12 protein-coding genes are annotated in these 23,108 nt (G+C 67.3%); 3 read left to right on the forward strand and 9 right to left on the reverse strand.

The genetic code is table 11. From position 1 onward, the window contains the following. Window positions 1-271 precede the first annotated feature (271 nt). The 3 genes from BLV01_RS03865 (at window position 272) to BLV01_RS03875 (ending at window position 6,223) form a co-directional block, all read left to right on the forward strand. A complete protein-coding gene (locus tag BLV01_RS03865; RefSeq protein ID WP_091794162.1) occupies window positions 272-2,122 on the forward strand; it encodes a DUF885 domain-containing protein in 1,851 nt (616 codons plus the stop codon). Window positions 2,123-2,839: 717 nt separating this feature from the next. Further along, on the forward strand, window positions 2,840-4,540 hold the full coding sequence (locus BLV01_RS03870) for a FecR family protein (protein WP_091794163.1): 1,701 nt from the start codon (window positions 2,840-2,842) through the stop codon (window positions 4,538-4,540). Between the two features lie 27 nt (window positions 4,541-4,567). Then, entirely contained in the window at window positions 4,568-6,223 is a 1,656-nt protein-coding gene (locus BLV01_RS03875) for a CHASE2 domain-containing protein (RefSeq protein ID WP_091794165.1), read from the forward strand. A gap of 560 nt (window positions 6,224-6,783) precedes the next feature. Here the strand turns inward: BLV01_RS03875 and BLV01_RS03885 are convergent. The 9 genes from BLV01_RS03885 to BLV01_RS03920 form a co-directional block, all read right to left on the reverse strand. Further along, entirely contained in the window at window positions 6,784-7,101 is a 318-nt protein-coding gene (locus BLV01_RS03885; protein WP_139178431.1) for a hypothetical protein, read from the reverse strand. Between the two features lie 186 nt (window positions 7,102-7,287). Next, entirely contained in the window at window positions 7,288-7,605 is a 318-nt protein-coding gene (locus BLV01_RS03890) for a hypothetical protein (protein WP_091794170.1), read from the reverse strand. Between the two features lie 403 nt (window positions 7,606-8,008). Then, window positions 8,009-8,443 carry a hypothetical protein gene (locus BLV01_RS25145; protein WP_139178433.1) on the reverse strand — a complete coding sequence of 145 codons (435 nt, stop codon included), beginning with the start codon at window positions 8,441-8,443 and terminating at the stop codon, window positions 8,009-8,011. Next, window positions 8,440-11,904, reverse strand: a complete 3,465-nt coding sequence (locus tag BLV01_RS26090) for an RHS repeat domain-containing protein (protein WP_175485762.1) — start codon at window positions 11,902-11,904, stop codon at window positions 8,440-8,442. The genes BLV01_RS25145 and BLV01_RS26090 overlap by 4 nt, the downstream gene beginning before the upstream one ends. Beyond that, a complete protein-coding gene (locus tag BLV01_RS03900) occupies window positions 11,901-14,837 on the reverse strand; it encodes an RHS repeat protein (protein ID WP_175485763.1) in 2,937 nt (978 codons plus the stop codon). Before BLV01_RS03900 ends, BLV01_RS26090 begins: the two co-directional genes overlap by 4 nt. Before the next feature lie 370 nt (window positions 14,838-15,207). After that, window positions 15,208-16,551: a DEAD/DEAH box helicase gene (locus tag BLV01_RS03905; protein ID WP_091794175.1), complete on the reverse strand. Its 1,344-nt coding sequence runs from the start codon at window positions 16,549-16,551 to the stop codon at window positions 15,208-15,210. 473 nt (window positions 16,552-17,024) lie between these two features. After that, on the reverse strand, window positions 17,025-20,600 hold the full coding sequence (locus tag BLV01_RS03910) for an ABC transporter permease/M1 family aminopeptidase (protein WP_091794177.1): 3,576 nt from the start codon (window positions 20,598-20,600) through the stop codon (window positions 17,025-17,027). Window positions 20,601-20,610: 10 nt separating this feature from the next. Then, window positions 20,611-21,504: an ABC transporter ATP-binding protein gene (locus tag BLV01_RS03915; RefSeq protein WP_091794179.1), complete on the reverse strand. Its 894-nt coding sequence runs from the start codon at window positions 21,502-21,504 to the stop codon at window positions 20,611-20,613. Between the two features lie 472 nt (window positions 21,505-21,976). Next, complete coding sequence (locus BLV01_RS03920; protein WP_139178435.1) at window positions 21,977-22,927, reverse strand: AraC family transcriptional regulator; 951 nt, start codon at window positions 22,925-22,927, stop codon at window positions 21,977-21,979. Window positions 22,928-23,108: the final 181 nt, after the last annotated feature.

Raw genomic sequence — 23,108 nt, forward strand, 5'->3', positions numbered from 1 at the left:
ATGGCGCGATCGACCCGGCGGGCCGTGGGGACGCCGCGTTGCGGCATCGCCGCGCATGCGGATTTTTCGTCAATCCTCGGCCGTTGTCACGGCGCGCCCGCCGCTCCATCGCGCGACGCCGACGCGCCGGGCCGACGCCGCGCTTCGCGCCGACGCGAACGGCCATAGCAAGACGCCGGCCGCGCCTGCGCCGCGGCCGCCATGACCTTCGGCCCATGCCCCGCCCCTGCGCCCGCGCGAGCCTGCGGGTTCCTGTGTCCGGATCGACCTCATGACCGCCTCCCCGTTCCGCGCGTCCGCGCGTCCGGCCGCGCCGCTGCTCGGCGCGTCCCTGCTCGCCGCCGCCCTGGCCCTCGCCCTGCCCGTCGCGGCCTTCGCCGCGCCCGCCGCTGCCGCGCCCTCGCCCGGCGTCACTGTCGAAACCAAGGCCGCCAAGCTGACCCGCCTGTACGAGCAGTACTGGGAAGAGAACCTCAAGCTCAATCCGCTGATGGCCACCCAGCAGGGCGATCCGCGCTACAACGACCAGTTGCCGAACATCGCCGGCGCGCAGTACCGCCAGCAGCGGCGCGAATTCTTCCAGCGCTGGCTCAAGACGGTCGAGTCGGTCGGCGCGCAGGGCCTGTCCGCGCAGGACCTGCTGAGCTACGAGATCTTCGTGCGCAACGCCCGGCTGGAACTGGAATCGGACCGCTTCCCGAGCTGGCAGCAGCCGGTCAACCAGTTCCACAACTTCGCCGCCAGCGTCGCCCAGCTGGGTTCCGGCGCCGGCGCGCAGCCGTTCAAGACCGTCGCCGACTACGACAACTGGCTCAAGCGCGCGGCCAAGGTGCCGGCGATCTTCGACCAGTTCGTCGCCAACAGCCGCGAAGGCGCCAAGCGCGGCGTGGTCCAGCCCAAGGCGCTGATGGTCAAGGTGGTCTCGCAGCTCGACGCGCTGATCAAGGACAAGCCCGAGGACACCCTGTTCTGGACGCCGGTGGCGAAGTTCCCGGCCGGCTTCTCCGACGCCGACAAGCAGCGCCTGAGCGAGGCCTACCGCAGCGCGATCGCGACCGAACTGATGCCGGCGTATGCGCGCCTGCGCGACTACGTGCGCGACGATTACCTGGCCAAGGCGCGCGCCAGCGCCGGCCTGGGCGCCTTGCCGAACGGCGGCGAGTGGTACGCGTTCAACGCGCGCCGCTCCACCAGCACCGCGCTGACCCCGGCGCAGATCCACCAGATCGGCCTGGACGAGGTCGCGCGCATCCACGGCGAGATGGACAAGACCATCGCCGCGCTCAAGTTCAAGGGCGACCGCCAGGCGTTCTTCAAGTTCCTGCAGACCGACCCGCGCTTCACCTTCAAGGACGAGCCGGCGCTGCTGGCGCATTACCGCGGCCTGGAAGCGAAGATCGGCAAGCGCATCGCCGAGCAGTTCTCGCTGACGCCGAAGGCGCCGTTCGAGATCCGCCCGGTCGAGGCCTTCCGCGCGCAGTCGGCCGCCGGCGGCTCGTACATGCGCCCGAGCGAGGACGGCACGCGTCCGGGCATCTTCTACGTCAACACCTACGACCTGCCCACGCGCAAGACCTGGGACGCGGAGGACCTGTACCTGCACGAAGCGATTCCGGGCCACCACTTCCAGCTGGCGCTGCAGCAGGAACTCACCGACCTGCCCAAGTTCCGCCGCTTCGGCGGCGAGACCGCCTTCACCGAAGGCTGGGGCCTGTACGCCGAGTCGCTGGGCAAGGACCTGGGCGTGTACGAGAGCCCGTACGACTACTTCGGCTACCTGCAGAACGAACTGTGGCGCGCGATCCGGCTGGTGGTGGACACCGGCCTGCACAGCAAGGACTGGACCCGCGAGCAGGTGATCGAATACATGCTGGCCAACTCGGCCGAGAGCGAGACCCAGTCCACCGCCGAAGCCGAGCGCTACATGGCGATCCCGGGCCAGGCGCTGGCGTACAAGATCGGCGAGCTCAAGATCATGGAGCTGCGCAAGCGCGCGCAAACGGCGCTGGGGCCGCGCTTCGACGTGCGCGAGTTCCATGCGCAGATGCTCAAGGACGGCGCGGTGCCGCTGGAGATCCTGGAGCGCAAGATCGATCGCTGGATCCAGAGCAAGCGGGGCTGATCGCCGGCGGCGGCGGGCCTGCGCACCCGCCGCTCGCGCTGGGTGGGACGGTGTTCGGGCCCGATGCGTCCGGCTCGGTTCGCCGCGCGCGGACACGAAAGCGCCGGGCCTGCAGGCCCTTCCACCCAGGCCCGCCCGCGGCCCACCGACCGGAATGCGCGCGAGCCGCCGTTGCTGTGGGAAAGACCCGCCGCCACGCGTTCTTGCGTATGCCGGAGTCCTCGGCCCCGAAGCGTCTCCTGCGCGAGCGACTTCAACGCCGGCGCCTTGTTGTCGCAAGAGCTTCAACCCCCATGGCCTGTGTTGCAGGAGGAACGTCAGCCGCGAGGCTTTCTTGCAGGAGCAACTTCAACCCAAAAGCTTTCTTGCAGGACCAACTTCAGCCCCTAAGCATTGTTGTGGGAGGGGCTTCAGCCCCGACGCTTTCGTCTCCGCTCGCCATCGATCCGCATCGGCGGCGTCCCGCTGCAAGCGCCCGCTCGCACGCGCTACGATCCTGCGAAGGCACTTGAAGCACATCGAATACACAAGCTTTCGCGGCAGGAAGCCGCAGCGGACCGGAGCCGTCCAGCGACCGCCGCTCCCTCCAGATCCACCGCTCAACCGGCCCGAAAGCAGAAAAAATGTGACTGAGGGCGCATAATTAGGGGTTGCTGTGTCCCTCGCCCGCCGGCCGCGCGGCCGGTCTCCGCCGTCTCTCTCAGCCACGGATTACGGATGTCCCCCATCGCAGCCCCCGCCGCGTCCGCACCGTCCGCCGCATCGCCGGCCGCGCGCCCGCGCGCGCGCCGCTTCGTCTCCGCGCTGTTGGCGCTGTTCGCCCTGGCCGGCGCCTGCGCCGGCGCGCAGGCCCAGGACTGGAGCTACCGCGTGCGCCCCGGCGACACCCTGTGGGACCTCGGCGCCAAGCACCTCAAGACCGGCATCAACTGGCGCCGGCTGCAGGAGCACAACGGCATCGCCGATCCCTACCACCTGCCGCCGGGCACGCGCATGCGCTTCCCGATCGGCTGGCTGCGGATCCAGCCGGCCAAGGCTCGGGTGATCGCGGTACGCGGCGCGGTCAACTGGCTGGCCTCGGACGCCTCGCCGGCGCAACTGGTCGGCGAAGGCCTGCGCCTGGGCATCGGCAGCCGCCTGGAGACCGGGCCCGGCGCCAGCGCCACGCTCGAATTCGCCGACGGCTCGCGCATGACCGTGCAGGACAACAGCGCGGTGGTGTTCGACGAGCTCAGCAGCTACGGCAGCACCGGCATGGTCGATACGCGCATGCGCCTGCAGCGCGGGCGCGCCAGCAACCGGGTGATCCCGGCCCAGGGCCCGGCCTCGCGCTACATCATCCAGACCCCGTCGGCGACCTCGAGCGTGCGCGGCACCCGCTTCCGCATCGCCGCGGGCGAAGCCGGCGCGGCCGATGCGACCGAGGTGCTGGAAGGCAAGGTCGCAGTCGGCGCGCAACACGGCCAGGTGTTGGTGACGCCGGGCTACGGCACCCTCGCCGGCCGCGGCGCCGCGCCGTCGGCGCCGATCGCGCTGCTGGCGGCGCCGCAGCTCGATCCGGCCGCCACCGTGCTCGACCAACTGCCCGCGCGCGCCGGCTGGAACGCGGTGCCCGGCGCCAGCGGCTACCGGATCGAAGTGGTGCGCGACGATGCGCCGGAAGTCCTGCTGTTCGAGCAGTCCACCGCCGACACCCATGTGCGCATCGACGACCTGCCGCCCGGCCGCCAGCGCCTGCTGGTGCGCGCGGTCGCCGGCAACGGCCTGGGCGGCCACGACCTCGTCCAGGCCTTCACCGTCGACGCCGGCCCGGCGCCGCCACTGACCCTGGCCCCGCTCGACGGCCAGCGCGTGAGCGTGCCGCGGCCGCGCTTCGACTGGGCCAAGGTCGAAGGCGCCGCCGCCAGCCGCGTGCAGATCGCCCGCGACGCCGACTTCGCCCAGCCGCTGCTCGACGAAACCGTGCGCGGCCAGCGCTGGCGCCCCGAGCGCGCGCTCGACCCGGGCGACTACTTCTGGCGCGTAGCCTCGCGCGACGGCGACGGCCGCCTCGGCCGCTTCGGCAACGCCTTGCCGTTCCAGGTCAGCGATGCGCCGGCCGATCCGGGATTGCAGCCGCCGCAGTCGGCGCAGGGCAAGCTGACCCTGCGCTGGCAGCGCGGCGAGCCCGGCCAGCGCTATCGTGTGCAGATGTCCCGCAAGGCCGACTTCTCCCAGTTGCTGCTGGAGCGCGAGGTGGATGAGCCGCAGATCGAACTCGACCGCCCCGGCGGCGGCGCCTGGCACGTGCGCGTGCAGACCCTCGAAGACGACGGTTACGCCGCGCCGTACGGCCCGGCGCAGGAGATCCGCCTGCCCTGCCGCCTGTGCTACGCCGCCGGCGGCGCCGGCGCGCTGTTGCTGCTGTTGGCGCTGTAGCCCGGCCACGGCGATGGGCGCGAGCGCATGAAAACCGGCGCGCTGTCGATCGCGCTGCGCGTCGGCGCGGCGCTGGCCGCGGCCGCGCTGACCGCGCTGCTGACCGTCAGCGGCGCGAGCTGGCGGCTGGACGATTTCCTCTACGACCTGCACCTCTCGCACTGGGGCTACCCGCCCGACGGCGACGTGGTGGTGGTCGCCATCGACGACCGCAGCCTCAACGAACTCGGCCAATGGCCGTGGCCGCGCGACCTGCACGCGCAGATGTTCGATCGCCTGGGCTACGCCGGCGTGCGCGGCGTGGCCCTGGACCTGGTCCTGGCCGAACCCGACCGCAACGGCGACGACCGCGACCGCACCCTGGCCGCGGCGATGCGCCGGCTCGGCCGCGTCGCCCTGCCGGTGGTGACCGCGCCGCTGCGGCAGAACGCGCCGCCGGTGGAAGTGCTGCCGACGCCGGCGATCGCCGCCGCCGCCCGCACGCTCGGCCACACCGACATCGAGCTCGACGCCGAAGGCACCGCGCGCGGCCTCTACCTCAAGGCCGGCCTCGGCGACGCGCGCTGGCCGGCGCTGGGGCTGGCGCTGATCGGCCTGGACAAGAACGCCGCGCCCGATCCGCTGCCGGGCCTGCGCCGGCCGCCGTCGCAGCGCGGCTCGCCGTACCTGTGGACGCGCGACCACTACGTGCGCATCCGCTACGCCGGCCCGCCCGACACCTTCAGCCAGGTCTCCTACGCCGACGTGCTCGGCGGCCAGGTGCCGGTGGAATTGCTGCGCGACCGCTGGGTGGTGATCGGCGTGACCGCGACCGGCCTGGCGCCGCGCTACCTCACGCCGATGTCCGACGAAGTGCGCATGCACGGCGCCGAGTACCAGGCCAACGTGGTCGAGATGCTGCTGCACGACCGCGCGATCGTGCCGCTGGCGCCGCTGTGGCAGGCGCTGCTGGCCGCGACGATGCTGCTGGCCGTGGTGCTGGCGATGCTGCACCCGCGCCTGCAGCGCCCCGGCCTGGTCGCCGGCAGCGCCGTGTTGCTGGCCCTGGCCGGCAGCGTCGCCCTGCTGCGCCTGGCCGACCTGTGGTTCCCGCCGGCCGCGACCTTGATCATGATCGGCGCGGCGTACCTGGCCTGGCTGATCGTGCACCTGCGCCACTGGCGGCGCGAAGCCAACCTCGACACCCTGACCCAGCTCGGCAACCGCCGCCGCTTCGACCACGTCCTCCAGCGCGAACTCGCCAGCGCCCGCCGCACCCGCGCCCCGCTGTCGCTGGCGCTGATCGACGTCGACCACTTCAAGGCCTACAACGACGCCCACGGCCACCGCGCCGGCGACAAACTGCTGCAGAAGATCGCCGCCGTGATCGCCTCCCACGCCCGCCGCCCGCGCGACCTGCCCGCCCGCTTCGGCGGCGACGAATTCGCGGTGATCCTGCCCGACACCCACGTCGAAGGCGCCGCCCGCGTCGCCGACGCCATCCTCGCCGACCTGCGCAAACTCGACGCCCGCTACGGCGCGCGCGAAGACCAGCGGGTCAGTTTGAGCGTGGGTTTGTATACCTGCGTACCGGGACCGCATACGCATGCGCGCACGGTGTTCGACGGGGCCGACGCGGCGCTGTACCGGGCCAAGGAGAATGGGCGGGATCGGCGGGAGGTTACGCGGTTGGGGGAGGTTTGAGCGATGCCGCAGCCGCGTCGCCTACGCAATTCGTCGGTTGTCGGGCGGTTCGATCGCGGATCGCCTGAGTCCCGGAATTGAAAGCCGGGATGGCGCGCTGATGTCGTTGTCGACGTGTTGATGTAGCGGGACGACTCGAGTCGATCCTTCAGCGAACGATATTGGCTGGAAGAAGGAAGGATTCCGCCTCGACGACCAAAGCGTCTCCGGACTGCATCATGAGCGACATTCTGGAGAAACCGGCGTCGACTTCCACGGGACCGATTGCCTCATATACACGGGACCGATTGCCTCATATAGAGAACTGCTTTCGCCCCAAGCATGACTTCTCTCAAGCCGGAACGCACGCATTCCACTGGCTTTGATCTCGACCGGCGTGGATCTGGCATCCACGAGACTGATGACCAGCTCGCCCTTCGACCATTCGACTCCGATCTTGAGCAAAACCCAGTCGTGCATATTCATGGCCTCTCAACACCCCTGCCCTGCAGCCGATGTTCGATCATTGCACGTAGCGAAAGAAGATGACATCGGGGGACCACATCTGGCCGGACTAAAAATCAAAAGCCGGAACGCTCGCCGGTGAAACCCTTACCTCCACGTGGCGCCTTCCCTACGGACTGAAGCGCCAATGCATTCAGATTCCGGATGTAGTCGTCCGTCCCCCATCGCTGCGCTCGCTCCAACAACTCGTCCAACAGAACGTCGAAATCCTCGCGAGTGGAGCGACGGAGCAATCCCATCGGCAAGTTATGAAAAATATCGGAAATCTTCTTCGCCGCATTCAAGGATTCCGCCGCCCGAATTTCAACCAACGACACGTGCAGCATGTAAAGCAACACGTCGCGCTGGATCCGTGCCCCTGTCGCTTCGTCCATATCGAAGTCCATTGAAAATTAGACAAATCTTCGGTTCGCTTGCTCGTCGCCCTCCGACTTGGAGGGAAAATTGCACCGCATCAATTCCATCGTTGTCGCCAAACGAAGCAGCGCCCACTTCACAACCCGCGGCCATTAATCCGAGAGATGGGCAAAGCCCCTGCGCGACCGCCTCGCAAGAACGCCTCATGCAGTGCCGATGCGGATCCTTTTCCTGTGGGATTCGTCGAACGCAACCTCGGTCAACGCCACTCTTTCGTACCCGGACCGGTCCACGCCGAGCGGAATAGCGACACGGCCTTCGAACTGTCGCAAGGCTTCGTCCCATTCCAACCCGACGCATTTCATTATGAGGTGATCCCGATACTCGTCCGCCTCGTCGTCGAACGACCCGTCGAAGATCCAATACAGCCCCTGGCCGTCTCTGGCGAGGATGTATCTGGGGAAATCGTAGAAATCCCTATAAACCGTTATATCCAGCCAACCCGCGGGTTGTCGCTTCATCGTCACCTCCGTCGCTACCGACCGGACTCGCGGCCGAACGCCAAAACGAATGAATATTTCAACCCTAGGAGCGCAACGCCGACCTGCTCCGGGACCGCACCGCAAGAGTAGGCCTCAACACCGTAACTTCTCACTGAAAACCAGTCGAAGAACGCGGACACCAAAATTTCCAGGCGAGCGCTGTTGACCGCGATTTCGGAATAGGGAAGCAAGGCATGAAAAGCCTCTCATACGACCCCTCCATCTCTGTGGACACAAGAAAAATCCAATCAACTGATCGACGATTCGACCGTGTTCAAGCCCGCAGACGATGTCATGAGAGGTTAGATGCCTCATCACGACAGTTGAGGCGGCGAGTTGCCCATTTACCGGCCCGCGAAGTTGCCGATACAGATTAGCGCCCTCATTCGCCATTCCTTTTGACACACATAATAAACACTCTGGAGTTCACTGACTGTAGTTTTTTTTCAGGAATCACTGTAAGCGCCTCGCCCTTGAACTTTATGACAACCCCCTGCATATTTTTCTCACCGATGAACACGCCAACCGGTTTACCGCGAGAATCAAGAATAACTCTAGCTTCTGCTGGCTTGTCGAAACCCAGCGATCTGGAGTCCAAATCGAAAGGGATGGCATAGTCGCCAGGCATATCAATCTTGCCGTTACCCACCCGCTTCCATCGTGGCCCGGCGCTCATGGGTACGGCATCGGCCCAATTCATAACTCGTTCGGCGACACCTGGCCGCTTTATTATTTCCTGAAAATCGCCGCACCCTTGCTTCGCGCATGATGAGCAGACAAACCCAACAGCCAATAAAAACACCAGTTTAGTTTTCACGGCTGGGAATCGTCCTTTCGTAACTTATAGTATTCGTACCCGAATTCAGCCCATTGTCCTGCATGCGGGATTTGGCTGAAGTTGCGAACACCCTGCCCCATGATCCCTTGCGCTGCATTCCAGCCGGAAACCGCCCCATACATCGCTGGCTTCGAGTACCCGCCAGCAGCCCAAGACATGCCTTGCATCATGTAGTTAATGTCGGTACCAAGGTGCCTGCCACCAAACGCTCCAGGCACTCCTTCGACCACGAACATTTGCTCGGCCCAAAGCAGGAAAACACTGTCTCCATGCCCGCCCTGCACCTGACTTGCAAACGAGCGGAAAGACATATCCTTGTACGCGCCTGCATCCAATTCTCGCTGAGCAAGAAGCATCATCGAATGTTCTGCCAGAATGCCGAGCTCGCCAGCGGACAATTGGATATCACCCTGCGGCTTTGCATTAATATCCCGCGCGATCCTCTCGATGACCCCCTTAGACGCAACATTTCTATCGGCAACTGAAAACCCATTGACTGTTTGATCGCCCCCAGCCTTGGCAAAAGGCGAAGGCACGCAGTCTCTGGAACCGCTATCGCATGCATCTCGCCCGTCAGGATCGCGGAACCGATAGGGATTACCCTCGGCGTACCAGTACCGATTAAAATTGCCGACACCAATCGCACTCGCAGCAACCGGGTCACTGCTTAGAAAACGACCGACACTGGCATCATAATACCGCTGCTGCATGTAAGTGAGCCCACTGCGCCCATCCATCACATGCCCGGTATACCCCACCCCGTTATACGCCGGCTTCCCGATCGCCGCCCCATACGGCTCCCAATCGGTCCGCTCCACCACCTGCCCCGCCTCGTTCGTCACCGCCACCGGGCTACCTAGCGCATCGGTGTGGTAGTACTTGGTCTGAGCCGTCTGCGTCGCCCGATTCCAGTCGACCGTCGCCAGCAGACTGCCGCCCAAGTAGACATGCGGCCGGTTGATCTCGGGATAGTTGTCGTTCGTGGCCTCGTTGGCGTGGCCCTTGTAGCGGAACAGCAGTTGCCCGTCCAGGTTGTAGAACGAATTTACGAATGTCGTATCCGGTCGGTCGAACTGGCCCAAGCGGCGTCCGTGGGCGTCGTAGGCATAAGCTTCCTTGCCCACCACTCGGCGCAGGCGGTTGCCGTAGTCGAAGCGGAATTCCTGGCCGTTCTTGTTGCCCAGGTTGCCCTGATCGTCGTAACCCAGGCCGATCACGCTCGGGCCGGAGCTGCCGTCGCGGATGTTGGTCAGGTGGTTCTTGGCGTCGTAGACGTAGTGGTGGTTCTTGACGCCGGCCAGCGACCAGCTGCGCAGGTTGTCGATCGCGTCGTAAGTGAAACGATGCCAGCAGTCGCCGCCGAAGATGCATGAGCCGGCCGCGGTGAGACGGTCGAGGCCGTCGTAGCTCATCCAGCGGTTGTACTGGTACTGGCCCTGGCTTTCGCGCTGGCGATCGAGCACCTGGGCGGTATTGCCGTTGTGGTCGTAGCCCGTTTCCAGGTCGATCGTGCCTGCGTCGGTGCTGCGCGACGGCAGTTGCCGGGCGTTCTGCTGCAAGGTGTGGACGATGCCGTTGCCGTAGGTGAACTGCCGGATCGCGCCGTTCGGGTAATAGCGGACGTTGCTGGCGTAGGTCCTGCCGGTCGAACTCACGCCGGTCTGCTGGCCCAAAGCGTTGACCGCGTAGTTGACCTGCAAGCCGTCGGGAACGACATAGCTGATGCGATTGGCATTGGCGTCGTAACCGTTGGCGCTGTTCCACACCGTGCCGTCGCGCAGCGTGACCGACTCCGAACTCAGCAGGCGGCGCTTGTTGTACTGGTAACGATTGACGACGACGCCCTGCCCGTTGCCGTCGTTGTCGGTCGCGACCTCGCGGGCGAGGCCGTCGGGATGGTAGTTCCAGGCCTGGTTGCCGCGCCCATCCGGGAAGGCCATCGTCTTCAGACGGCCGAGCGCGTCGTAACTGCGTACGACCGCGCGCCCGGACGCCGCCGCCTCGGTGCGATTGCACGAAGCCGGATCGGGGAGACTCAAGCCCGCCGCCGTCCACGCGACATTGCCCGCGGCATCGTAGTCGACCACCGTCGCGCCGGTTTCCGGCTCGATCGTCTTGCACAGCCGCTGTTGGGCGTCGTAGACATAACTGCGAGCGACGCTCCCGGCGCCCACGGCGCCGACTACGACGGAAACGGACGCAGAGGTCGCGCTCGCTCCGAGATTGTCGGTGACCTTCGCGCTCAGCGCGTAGCTGCCCGCGGACAATTGATCCAACATCGCCGAGTAAGGCGCGCTGGTCGCCGTGGCGAACTTGGCGCCGTCGACGAAGAACTCGACCTCGCTCACCGAGCCGTCGCCGTCGGCCGCGTCGGCGGCCACCGCGAAACTGCCCGGCGCCGTGCGGAACGCACCGGACAACGGCGAGGTCAGCGCCACGGTCGGCGGCCGGTTGACGACGATCTGCACCGGCGCGGAATCGGTGTACGCGCCGCGGGTGTCGAAAGCGCGCGCGACAACGCTGTGCGTACCCGCCGAGGCCGTCCAGTGGACCTGGTAAGGCGGCGCATCCATGTTCCAGACCTTGACCCCGCTGATCAGGAACTCGACCCGCTGCACCGCGTCGTCGCTGTCGCTGGCGCTCGCCTGCAGCAACGGGAAGTCGCCGACGAGGAATATCTGCCCTTGCGCTGGCGAGGTCACCTGCACGGATGGGGGAATATTGACCGCAGGATTGGCGCGCGCATCCACATTGGCCAGCACCTGTCCGCCGTTCTTGAGTTGGAAACGCGAACCGGCCGCGGTGATCGAAGCGGCTTGCGACCCGCTGGCGCCCTGCGCGAACACGGTCGGGTTCTCACCCGCCAGACCACTGACCCACAGCTGCGCATTGGGCGCGTTGCTGCTCCACTGCACCGTGGCGGTACAAGCCGAACCGCCCCAGGGAATCGTGCACGGGTTCGGAGATGCGCTCAGCGCGCCGGTCGGCGCGGACACGGTGATGCGTACCGTCGGCGATTGGATCTGCCGCAAACGTTCGCTGCCGTTGACGTAACTGACCGCGACGCCTTTCACCACATAGTCGTAAGTGCCCACGGCCAGACCCGATTCGTAGCGGTCCTGGGACACATCCGGCTGCAACTCGATGAATTCGCCGTTACGAAGCAAGTAGATCGAGCTGGCATCCACGTCCTCCTGGACACCGTTATTGAAATCCCCCAGCAACTGGATACGCAGTCGAAACGACGCCGGAGCGACTTGATCGACGGCATCCAGCGCCGTGAGCCGGATGCTCGCCTGCGCCCAGGAGTTGGCGCTCGCCAACATCAGGGCCGCGAACAGGGCCAACGCGCGAAGAGCGTTCTTCCACCCGCAGTCCACCCAATCCCGCAAGCGGCGGTCTACAACGGCGCGGCCGGGCTTACTTTGCGGCGCGCTCATTGGCTGACTCCCGAACGGACGATCTTCAAGGGTTTTCCGTACGCGTCCCGATCGATTTCGGTATGCACGCCTTCAGGCTGGTCGACGCTCACCGGCCAATCGAAGACCGGTTCGTCGAACGCCATGTAGCGGGTCAGGGTGGCGTTGCCCTTCGGATCGGTCAGCTTGGTCTGGAAGCCAGGCAGATACTCGCGGACGGTATCGAGCGGCCCCAGTTCGGAGTCCTGGCGGGTGCGGGTGATGCGTCCGAGCACGTCGTAGCTGGTCCAGGTACCGCTCGCCGCCGGGATCGCGTCGGCGCTCGGATAGGATTGGAACATCACGCGTCCTTGGGTGTCGTAGGCCATGCTCGTCGCGCGCAGCGTCGCCGTCTTGTCGCTGCTGTCGTATTCGTGGGTCAGCACCGGCCGCCACATCGCGTCGAAGTATGTTTGCCTGGCGTAGTTGCCTTGCACGATCGATTCGCGCCACTGGCCGTCGACCACGCCCGGCGGCTTGGCATCGGCACCGGTCAGCGCCCGGAATTCGGCGCCCTTGGACGTCCACGCCACCGTGTCTCCGCTCGGGTAGGCGATGCTGGATACGCGTCCCATCGCGTCGTAACCATAGCCGGTGCTGTAACCGTTCTGGTCCGTGGTCGATGCCAACCAGCCGCGACTGTCGACGCTCGCGGTCTTGGCAGTACTGTCTGGGTACTGGATGGTCTGTGGATAGCCGCGCTTCCAACCCGACAGCAGCGCGGTGGTGTCCAAAGCGGCCGAATCGCGGCCATCGGACACGCTGGCGATGGTTCCGTCGGCGTTGTAGGTCAAGGTCTGCAGCAACGCGCCGAACGAATAGAAACGCACGGGCAGTGCCTTGGCGCTGTCGAACTCCTTGTTCAACATGACCTGGCCCGCGCAGCTGGCCGGCGCGGCGCAAGTGATCGTGCGCACCTGTCCCAACGTCCACTTGGCCAGATCGTCGTAGTAGGCGATCGTCTCGTTCCGGCTGTAGCCCAGCGAACTGAACTTGGCGATGCTGAGCGGCCGCGCGAAGTAGTCGAACGAATCGACTCGCTCGGAAAACCTGGCGCCTTGGAGGCCGATCTCGGTCGCGACCAGAGGGCGGTGGTACTCGCTCTGGAATCCGTCCTCGCTGAAACGGGTGCTGCGCCCATACCGCGCCGGATAGGCCTGGGGCGCGAGGCTCAGGTCGTATCGCTTCACTATCGTTTGCAGGATATGCGCTGCGTCGCTGCCGGCCTCTTCCTTGACCAGCTTGCCCTCGTTATAGCGGAAGGTGTTGCCGTAGCTGTAGCGCCGCCATTCGCCGTTCGGCCCGGTCACCGTGGTTACGCTGGCCCGTGCGCAGCTCTCCGAGGTGCACGGCGGCAATGCGCATTGGGCGACACTGCTGTACGGACAGACCGGATAGGCATCGGTCGTCCCGGGATAGCGCACGAAGCTGATGTTCGGTTCATAGGAGTAGTTCCATGTCGCCGCCTCCAACCCTGGGCCGGAAATGGTTTTCTTCTTCAAGGTGAAGTCGAATGCGGCTATCGGATAACGCGGTGTGTCGTCGGTTGGATCGTTGCCATAGCCCCAATACGGCGGATTGGCGCCTACCGAGGTAATGCCATCGCAATCCAGCGGCACGCTGCTGCGGCCGTGACGCTGAAGGTCGACGGTGAACGTGGCCACCGCACCTGAGGGATGCTGCACCGTGCCGGTCAGTTCCTGGATCGGCGTAGCCATGCTGTTGATGTAAGGCCCGGCGTATTGCTCTGTGCAGTCGCGAAAGATCTCCATCGGCAGGATCACTTCACCGACCGGAAACCCTTCCGAGTTCATCGGCGGGCTTTCGTACTGAGGCTCGGGGTAATGGATTTCAGCGCTGGCCAGACGTCCAAGGCCCAGTTGCCAGCCGCTACCGTCCGGTAAGGCAACGGTGGCCAGGGACCTCTTGAACCCGACGCCGCCGACCGTGTAAGTCCAACTGCGGGTACCGTCGCTGACGCTGGAAACGAAATCGCCGGTATAGCTCAAAGTGAGTCGGCGCCCGTCGCTGGCCTGGATCGCGGTCAACTTGGCCGGCTGATTCCAGGCGTTGGCATAGGTGTATTCGACGTAGTTGCCGAAGCGATCCTCGACGCGGGTGGCGTACAACGCATTCCTGCGGCGATCCAGCTTGCTCGAAATCGGCCCTTCGACGGTGTAACCGATGGTCTTCTTGGTCACGCCTTCGCTGTTCTGCGCCATCCAGTCCAGCCAATACCGCGTTCCATCCGCGGCGATGGCCAGAAACCCCTCGCCGCTGCCGTTCTTGATGCTGTCCAGGCACGACAGGTAGACCTGGTTGCCTGCCATCCAGACATAGTTGCTGCCATCAGCGGGCAGGGTGTTTCCCGGGGCGATGCTGAGCAATTCGCCGCCGCCGGGCACTTCAACCTGGATGCCCTGCCAGAAATCCCGCACGCGATACTTGCTCGGCACAGAAGGGTCTTCGCCTACCGAGCAACGTTTGAGTGCATTGGCGGGCGTGGCTGCGACCCAATCCGGGGCGAACACACCGTTGATATTGGGCGCCTCGATCTGCCAATCGGCCAGCATGCCGTCGTTGCGCATGTCCTTGCGGTCGCGCACGACGAAGCTGCGGGTCAGCGCCACCGGCAGTTTGTCGTTGCCCGGCAGGCTCACGTCCGTCACCGAGAACGAGAGCGCGCCGTTGGACAAGCGGACTTCGTCGCCGGCGAGATTCGGGCCGAGCGGCTCGACTTTCTGGCTGGCCTGGAGCCGCTTACCCAGTTCGTCCCAGACGAACTGGCCGGTTTCCAGCGCCGATGCGGCGTGGCTGAACAGCGCCATCGCCATGACCAAAGCCGCCCCTGCGGCGCGGCCGATGCAGACGCCGCCGTCGGCGGGCCGGATTCCGGCTTCACTGGTGTATTTCACGGCGTTTCCCCTGCTCGATCCTTGTGCGCGCTGCACGGCGCGCGAGCGCCAGTCTTGCGGCCGCTCCATCGGCGAGTAACAGTTCAGCGAGCCGCTTTCAGAGCGTCCGGCCGCAAGCGGCCGGCGAGAAGCAGCGTCGCAGTCCCCTGTCGCGACTACCGGTATGAATCGGATCCACAAACCTGTGCGTCTTTATAGCAGGGCAAGCATCGCGACGGATGACGCCGGTCGAATCCCGACACATACATAAACAGTGAGTGCCGCACTTACTCATAGCTTGCGCACACACTGCTTGATGCGGCGCGCATCCCCGCGCAAAGAAAAAGGCCGGCAATGCCGGCCTTTTTCATCTACAACCAAGCGCAGCCGGTCACCCCGCGCTGCGATCCCGGCGCTGGCCCTGCTGCTGGCCGCCGCCGTTGCCGCCGCGGTGCTGCTTCGGGCCGGCGTGCGCGTGGCGCGGCGCGGGCTTGCCGTGCGGACGGTGCGCGGGCTTGCGCGGGGCGTTGTTGCCGCGGTTGTTGCCGCCCGGGCCCGGACGGCGCGCGCCGGGGGCGTCGGAGCCCATGCGCAGCGGGCGCGAGGGTTCGAAGCCGGCGACGCTGACCATCTCGATATCGTCCTTGAGGATGCGCTGGATCTGCCGCAGCAGGCCGGCTTCGTCCGGCGACACCAGCGACAGGGCTTCGCCGGTGGCGCCGTTGCGGCCGGTGCGGCCGATGCGGTGGACGTAGTCCTCGGCCACCATCGGCAGGTCGAAGTTGATCACCAGCGGCAGGCTCGGGATGTCCAGGCCGCGCGCGGCGACGTCGGTGGCGACCAGCACGCGGGCCTTGTTCGCCTTGAAGTCGCGCAGCGCCTTCTGGCGCTGGGCCTGGCTCTTGTTGCCGTGGATCGCGACCGACTTCAGGCCGGCGTCTTCCAGCTGTTCGGCCAGGCGGTTGCAGCCGTGCTTGGTGCGGCCGAACACGATCACCTGGTCGTTCGGGCGCGACGCCAGGATCTGGATCAGCAGGTCGCGCTTGCGGCCGCCGTCGACCGGATGCACGCGGTGGCTGATCGCGTCGGCGACGATGTTGTTGGCGGCGATCTGCACCTGCTGCGGCGCGCGCATGAACTCCAGCGCGAGCTGCTTGATCTGGGTTTCGAAGGTGGCCGAGAACAGCAGGGTCTGGCGGCTGGCCGGCAGGCGGCCGAGGATGCGCTTGATCGCCGGCAGGAAGCCCATGTCGAGCATGCGGTCGGCTTCGTCCATGACCAGCATCTCAACGGCGTCCAGCTTGGCGCTGCCGCGCTCGAGATGATCGATCAGGCGGCCCGGGGTGGCCACCAGCACGTCGACGCCGCGGCGCAGCGCGTCGAGCTGCGGGCCCATGCCGGCGCCGCCGTAGATGGCGTGGACGTTGAGGCGCAGGTACTTGGCGTAGCCGCGCAGGCTGTCGCTGACCTGCAGGGCCAGCTCGCGGGTCGGCGCCAGGATCAGCGCGCGCGGCTTGCGCGGGCCGCCCTGCGGCGCGGCGGTGGCCAGGCGGTGCAGCAGCGGCAGGCCGAACGCGGCGGTCTTGCCGGTGCCGGTCTGGGCGCCGCCGAGCAGGTCGTGGCCGGCCATCGCCAGCGGGATCGCTTCGGCCTGGATCGGGGTCGGGGTGGCGTAGTTCTGTTCGGACAGGGCGCGCAGCAACGCGGGCGCCAGGCCCAGGGATTCGAACGTCATAGCTTGGAACTCCAGAAGTTCGCGCCGACGTGCCGGCCGCGCCATCGGCGCGCCGGACCGGAATCGGTCGCGTGATCACTCCAGCGTTCCCTTGAACCGCGCTGCGAGTATCTATTTTTGACGGCGCCGGAAGCTCCGGGCCGTGTCTGCGCGACGAAAGACGTGCGGGATAAGAAGTCGCGCCGCGGCCGTGTCAGGCGTATGCGGGGCGACGGGCAACCTGGGAAACGTACCCTTGCGGGGAGGCAGCCGTGCGCTGAACGGGGCGGACTCTACGCTAAAACAGTCGCTTACGCCAGTTGTGCCGGGGCCGGCGTCAGCCGGCGCTCATTCCGGCCAAGCCGAGACAAGCCCGGCGCGGCCGGTTTGGCGGGTCCGGGCGGGGCGGCAGGCGCCGCCGCCATCGCCCGCCCGGCGTCCCGGCCGCGCCCGGCAGCCCGCTCATCCGGGCCGCGCCAGGGCGGCCGGCCGGCTCACAGCTTCTTGCGATTGTCGGTCGGCACCCGGTCGATCAGCTTGTTGTAGGGGTCGAAGCCGACCTCGTACGGCGCCTGGTCGACCACCGCGGTCACGCTGAACTCGCCTTCGACGACGCGGCGGCGCTGCAGGTACAGCACCTTCTCGTCCTCCTCCTTGCCCGAGGCGCCGCGCGCGAACACCCCGATCTCGATCCAGTCGTCCATCCGCCCGGGCGTCTCGCGGCCCTTGCCGTCGGCGTAGCGCTTGGCCGCCTGCAGCTTCATCGTCACCTCGTACTTGCCGTCGGCGCGTTTCTTCGACGAGGCCGACAGCACCCGGTTGTCGTAGAAGCCGATCTTCTCGAACAGGTCGGCGATCAACGCCTGCTGGTCCGGCCGCGCTTCGCGGCGCAGGTATTCCAGCAGCTCGGCCGAATTGGTGTACGGCGGCTGCTGGTAGCCCTTGTCGAGCAGGAAACGCTTGAGCGCGCGGTTGACCGCGTCCTCGCCGAGTTCCTCGCGCAGCCGGTAGAACACCAGCGAGCCCTTGCGGTAGTGGATGTAGGGCTGGTTCTCGACCCGGTACAGCGGCAGCTCCTCGACCCGCTCGCCGGCGCGATCGGACAGGTAGCGGTCCAGTTCGTACTTGAGGAAGCGACGCATCTTGGCGCGGCCGTATTCCTTCTCCATCACCATCAGCGCCGAGTACTGCGACAGCGATTCCGACAGCACGGTCGAGCCCTGCTGGTCGGCGCCGATCACCTGGTGCGCCCACCACTGGTGCGCGACTTCGTGCGCGGTCACGTAGAACACGTAGTCGATCGCCGCCGGATCGCGCAGGTCGGCGACGAAGCCGATCGATTCGGAGAACGGAATGGTGTTGGCGAAGCTCTGGGCGAAGGTCTCGTAGCCGGGGAACTCGATGATCCGCACCTGGCGGTGCTGGTACGGGGTGAAGTGGGCCTGGAAATATTCCAGCGAACGCTTGGTGCCGGCGATCATCCGGTCGACGTTGAACTCGTGCTTGGGATCGTAGTAGATCTCGATCGCGATCCCGCCCGGATAGGTGTCGCGCTTGACCTTCCAGCGCGCCGATAGGTACGAGTAGAACGGCAGCATCGGCCGGTCCATCGCGTAGTCGAAGCACTTGCGGCCGCCTCGTTCGTATTCGCGCACCAGATAGCCCGGCGACAGCGCGATCTGGTCCGGCGCGGTGCAGATCGAGGTCTTGAAGTCGATCCAGTCGGCGTCGCTGGCGATGTAGTGGTGGGCGCGCGCGGCCTGGTCTTCGAGCTTGGCCATGCGCGGCACATCGCCCAGGCCGCGCTTGCGCCGCTCGTTGCGGTCCTGCAGCTGACGGCCGGGGTCGTAGCCGAAATGCGGGAACGCGCCGGAGTTGAAGAAGCTGCCGTTGCCGACGATGGCGTGCTGGCCCGGTTCGTTGCTGAAGCCGCGCACGGCGCTGGACTGGACGAAGTCCAGCTCTCGCCGCTCGCCCGGCTGCATCGGCCGGTCGAGGCGATAGATGCGGTAGCCCAGGCGCTGGTCGTCGCGCAGCAGCCTGGCGCCGCCGAACGCCAGCTTTTCGATCTTCGAGTCCGGATCGACCTGAATATGGAACTCGGCGATCGGCGCGGCGTGCGGGTTGACGATGGTGTAGCGGCCGGTGGCGCTGACGCTGAGGGTTTCCGGGCGCAGGTCGACGCGGTTGTCGACCGCGACGATCTGCGGCTGCGGCAGGTCCTTGTACTTGCGGTAGTCCTTCTCGTAGCGCGCGCGCTCGTCCATCGCCACGTCCGAGGGCACGTAGCGGTTGAGCACGTTGGTGTTCCAGAAGATCCACGCGCCGGTCGCCGCCCACGCCAGCAGCGCCGCGGCCAGGGCCAGACGCGGCCCGCCGCGCAGGCGCTCGCGTGCCAGCCGCACCCGCTCGCGCCAGCCGCCGGGGATGCCGCGCACCCAGAACGCCGCGGCCACCAGCAGCAGCGCGCCCAGGAACAGGCCCCAATAGCCCTGGAACCACAGCCGCCCGGCGAGGAAGTGGCCGTAGCCGTTCATGTCCGAATACGGCGCGTCGGGCGCGTTGGCGTAGTTGTAGAGGTTGTGCTCGAAGTGCAGCATCCCCAGCGTCGCCTGCGCGACCACCACCGCGATGGTCAGGCCGTAGCCGATGAAGCGGTTGTTGCACAGCACCTGCAACACCAGCGCCAGCCCGCCCATCAGCACGAACGGGATCGAAGCCAGCAACAGGCCCTTGAGGTACAGCAGCGGTTCCAGCGCGGTATAGCCCTTGAACAGCTGCACGCCCATCGCCGCGACGCCGCCGATGGCCTGGAACGCCAGCACCACCGCGACCAGGGCGACGAACTTGCTCAGCATCGGCACCCAGTTCGGCACCGGCATCGCGTCGGTCACCTCGCCGAGCTTGGCGCTGCGTTCCTTGAACACCAGGTCGCCGGCGTAGAACATCGCGATCAGCACCAGCATGTAGCTGTAGCTGCCCTGCAAGGCCTGCAGCATCAGCGCGGTGGTCGGATAGACCTGGGTCCCGAACAGGCGCTGCATGCTGCTGGCGCCCATGATGAAGTTGAACGCGGCGAAGGCCAGCATGATCAGGAACGGCACGCTCTTGAACACGCCGATCGCGTCCAGCCGCACGCTGCCCCAGAACTGCGCGCGCACGGTCGCCGCGTCGAACGCCGGGCGCACCGGCGCGACCCGCGCGGACGCCGCGCGCGGCGCCGGCGCCGCGGCGGGCTTGGCCTTGCGCCGCAGCCAGCCGCGGCCGGTGCCGGTGCGCTGCGGCTTGAACAGGGCGAAGGCGGCGGCGATCATCGCCGCGCCCACGCTCAGCCACAGCGCGCGGTTGAGCAGCAGGTAGCCGGCCAGCTCCGGCAGCCGGCTGTTGAGTTCGGGCGCGGTCCAGTAGCGGGTGGTGCGCGCGAACGCGGTCAGGCCGAACGGGTCGATCATCGCCGAGAGCAGTTCGTTGTCGAGATCGCGCACCAGCGCGCTGGCCAGCGAGCGCAGCACGAAGAAGCCGATCACGCCCAGGTACACCACCAGCAGGCTGCGCCCGGTCACCGCCAGCAGCGCCAGCAGCGCGCCGATGAACACCAGGTTCGGCAGCACCAGCACGCCCATGCTCCAGGCGTAGGGGTACAGCGAGAACGCGCCGAGCCGCTCGGGGTCGATCCACGGCATCGCCGGCGCGATCATCAGCCCCAGCGTGACCATCGCGTAGACCAGCAGGCACGCCGCCATCGCCCCGGCGAAGCGGCCGATGAGGAAGTCGCGCTTGCGCATCGGGCTGGAGAAGAACAGGTCGGCCGTGCCCATCTCGAAATCGCGCAGCAGCGCGTTGGAGACGAAGGCGGCGATCACGAACAGGCTCAGCAGGCTCATGAAGCCGTAGAACATCGCGATCGTGGTCGGCGCGTTGCGGTTGACGTTGCCGACGCCGCCGCCGATCTGCACCGCGTCGCTGCTGGCGGCGGCGAAGGTCATCAACCCGAACATGATCGCCAGCACCCACAGCAGCGGCGAGCGCAGCTGCTGGCGCAACTCGAAGCGGAAGAATTCGTAGGTCATCGTGCGCGCCTCAGGCCGCGACGCGGGAATGCTTGCGCAGGCGCTGGAAGTACACGTCCTCCAGGTCCGGCGCGACCGGCTCGAAGCCCTCCTCCGGGGCGTCGGCGCTGAACACGTGGATCACCGGCTGGCCGCCGACCAGGCGGGTGGACAGCACGGTGAAGCGGGTCTCGTAGCTGTCGAGCTCGGACTTGGGCACCTGCCGCCGCCACACCTGCCCGGTCAGCGCGGCGATCGCCGCGTTCGGCTCGCCGCTGAGCAGCACCTTGCCCTTGTTGACGATGGCCATGGTCGGGCACAGGTCGGTGACGTCCTCGACGATGTGGGTGGACAGGATCACCGCCACGTTCTCGCCGATCTCGGCCAGCAGGTTGAGGAAGCGGTTGCGCTCCTCCGGGTCGAGGCCGGCGGTGGGCTCGTCGACGATCACCAGGCGCGGATCGCCGAGCAGCGCCTGGGCGATGCCGAAGCGCTGGCGCATGCCGCCGGAGAAGCCGCCGAGTTTCTGCTTGCGCACGTTCCACAGGTTGACCTGGTGCAGCAGGCCCTCGACCACTTCGCGCCGCTGCTTGCGTTCGCCCAGGCCCTTGAGCACGGCGAAGTGATCGAGCAGATCCAGCGCGCTGACCTTGGGATAGACGCCGAAGTCCTGCGGCAGGTAGCCCAGCAGGCGCCGCACCGCGTCCTTCTCGCGCAGCACGTCGATGCGCTGGCCGTCGGTCTCCAGCACCGCGCTGCCGCCGTCGGCCTCCTGCAGCGTCGCCAGGGTGCGCATCAGCGAGGACTTGCCGGCGCCGTTGGGGCCGAGCAGGCCGAACATCCCGCGCGGGATGTCCAGGCAGATGCCGTCCAGGGCGCGCACGCCGTTGGCGTAGGTCTTGGTGAGGTCGCGGATGGTCAGCATCGGATGGGGTCTCGGTCGGGCGGCGGACGGGCGGGGCGGAGGCGGCGCGGCGGCAGGCTCGGCACGATGCTAGCGGCGGGCCGGGACCGGCCCATGGCCGATTGGGGGGGATGACCGATGGCAGGGCCGGCGGCGGGCGTGCCCGGAACGGTGCGGTGGCGGCGATGCCGGGCGTTCGCGGCGGTGGGGTCGGCGCGTTGGGAGGGATCGGCGCGAGCGGATCGGAAGGCGTCGGGACTGAAGCCCCTCCCACAAAAGCCGCGGCTCCAGAACCTACGCACCGTCATCCCCGCGAAGGCCGGGATCCAGGGCCTCATCGCGGCAGGACGCTGAAGTCTCTGGATCCCCGCCTTCGCGGGGATGACGGCACACGGGACCCGCAGTGCCCGGCTCTTGTGGGAGGGACTTCAGTCCCGACGCCCCGCGATCGGCTCGCGACGATCCGCCCCGGACGCCCGTCCCGGACACTGCCTCAGCCCTGCCGCCGGAACTCGTTCGGGGTCAGCCCATAGCGTTTCTTGAACACCGCCGACAGGTGGCTGTGGCTGGAAAACCCGCTCTCCACCGCGATGGTGGCGATGTCGTCGCCGCTCTCGCGCAGGCGCAGGCAGACCCGGCGCAGGCGCTGCGCCAGCACGTACTGGATCGGGGTCAGGCCGAAGGCCTGGCGGAACGCGATCAGCAGCTGGTGGGTGCTCAGCCCGCCGAGCCCGGCCAGTTCGTCCAGGGTGATGCGCCGGTCCAGGTGGGCCTGGATGTGGTCCTCGATCCGCCGCCGCGCCGGTTCGGCCAGCCGCACCGGCGCCGGGGCCGCGCGCGCGGCCGCGCCGGCGCCGTGTTCGCGCAGCAGGTGCAGGCACAGCGCCTGGCCGAGCGACTCGCGCAGCATCGCGGCGAGGTCGTCGCGGGCCTCGCTGAGGTGGGCCAGGCGCGCGGCGATGCCGTGCACGAACGGGTCGCGGTGCTTCATCCGCGCCGCCAGCCCGGCGTTCTCGCCCAGGCCGGGCGCGAGCGCGGCGAAGCCGGCCGGGTCGATGTTGAGTTCGGCATAGGCGATCTCGCCGCCGAGCGCGCGGCCGAGGTAGCGGCGGCCGGCCGGGATCAGCCACCAGTCGCCCGCGGCCGGCGCGGCGCGCAGGCGGCCGGCGCCGTCGATGCGGGTCTCCAGCCGGCGCATCGGGCCGTCGAGGTGGACGATCAGGGTGTGGCGCGCGTGCTCCAGGCTCCACTGGGTGGGCTGGGCGATGTTCTCGGTAGCGAAGGCGAACTGCAGGCCGTGGCCGAGTTCGACCTCGTGGCGACGCTCGACCCGGCGCTGGCGCGCCCAGCCCTGCCCCGCCGCCTCGCCCAGCGCCGCGGCGCCGTCCAGACCGGCGCGCTCGGCCTCGCCGGCGCGCGGAGAAATTGACAGTGCCTCGGACATGTTGAAAGCGCAGCGGACCTGGGCCGATGTAAACATGACTTCGCTCACAAATGCGTCAAGGCGGTGTGTTTTCGATGCACGACTCGATCGGCCCCGCCCGCCTTCGCCTCCCGGTCCGGCCCGGCGCCCGCGCCTTCGCGCCGGCGTTGGCGCTCGCCGCCGCCCTGGCCGCCGTCGCGGC

Source organism: Lysobacter sp. yr284, assembly GCF_900107375.1.
Taxonomy (GTDB): Bacteria; Pseudomonadota; Gammaproteobacteria; order Xanthomonadales; family Xanthomonadaceae; genus Lysobacter.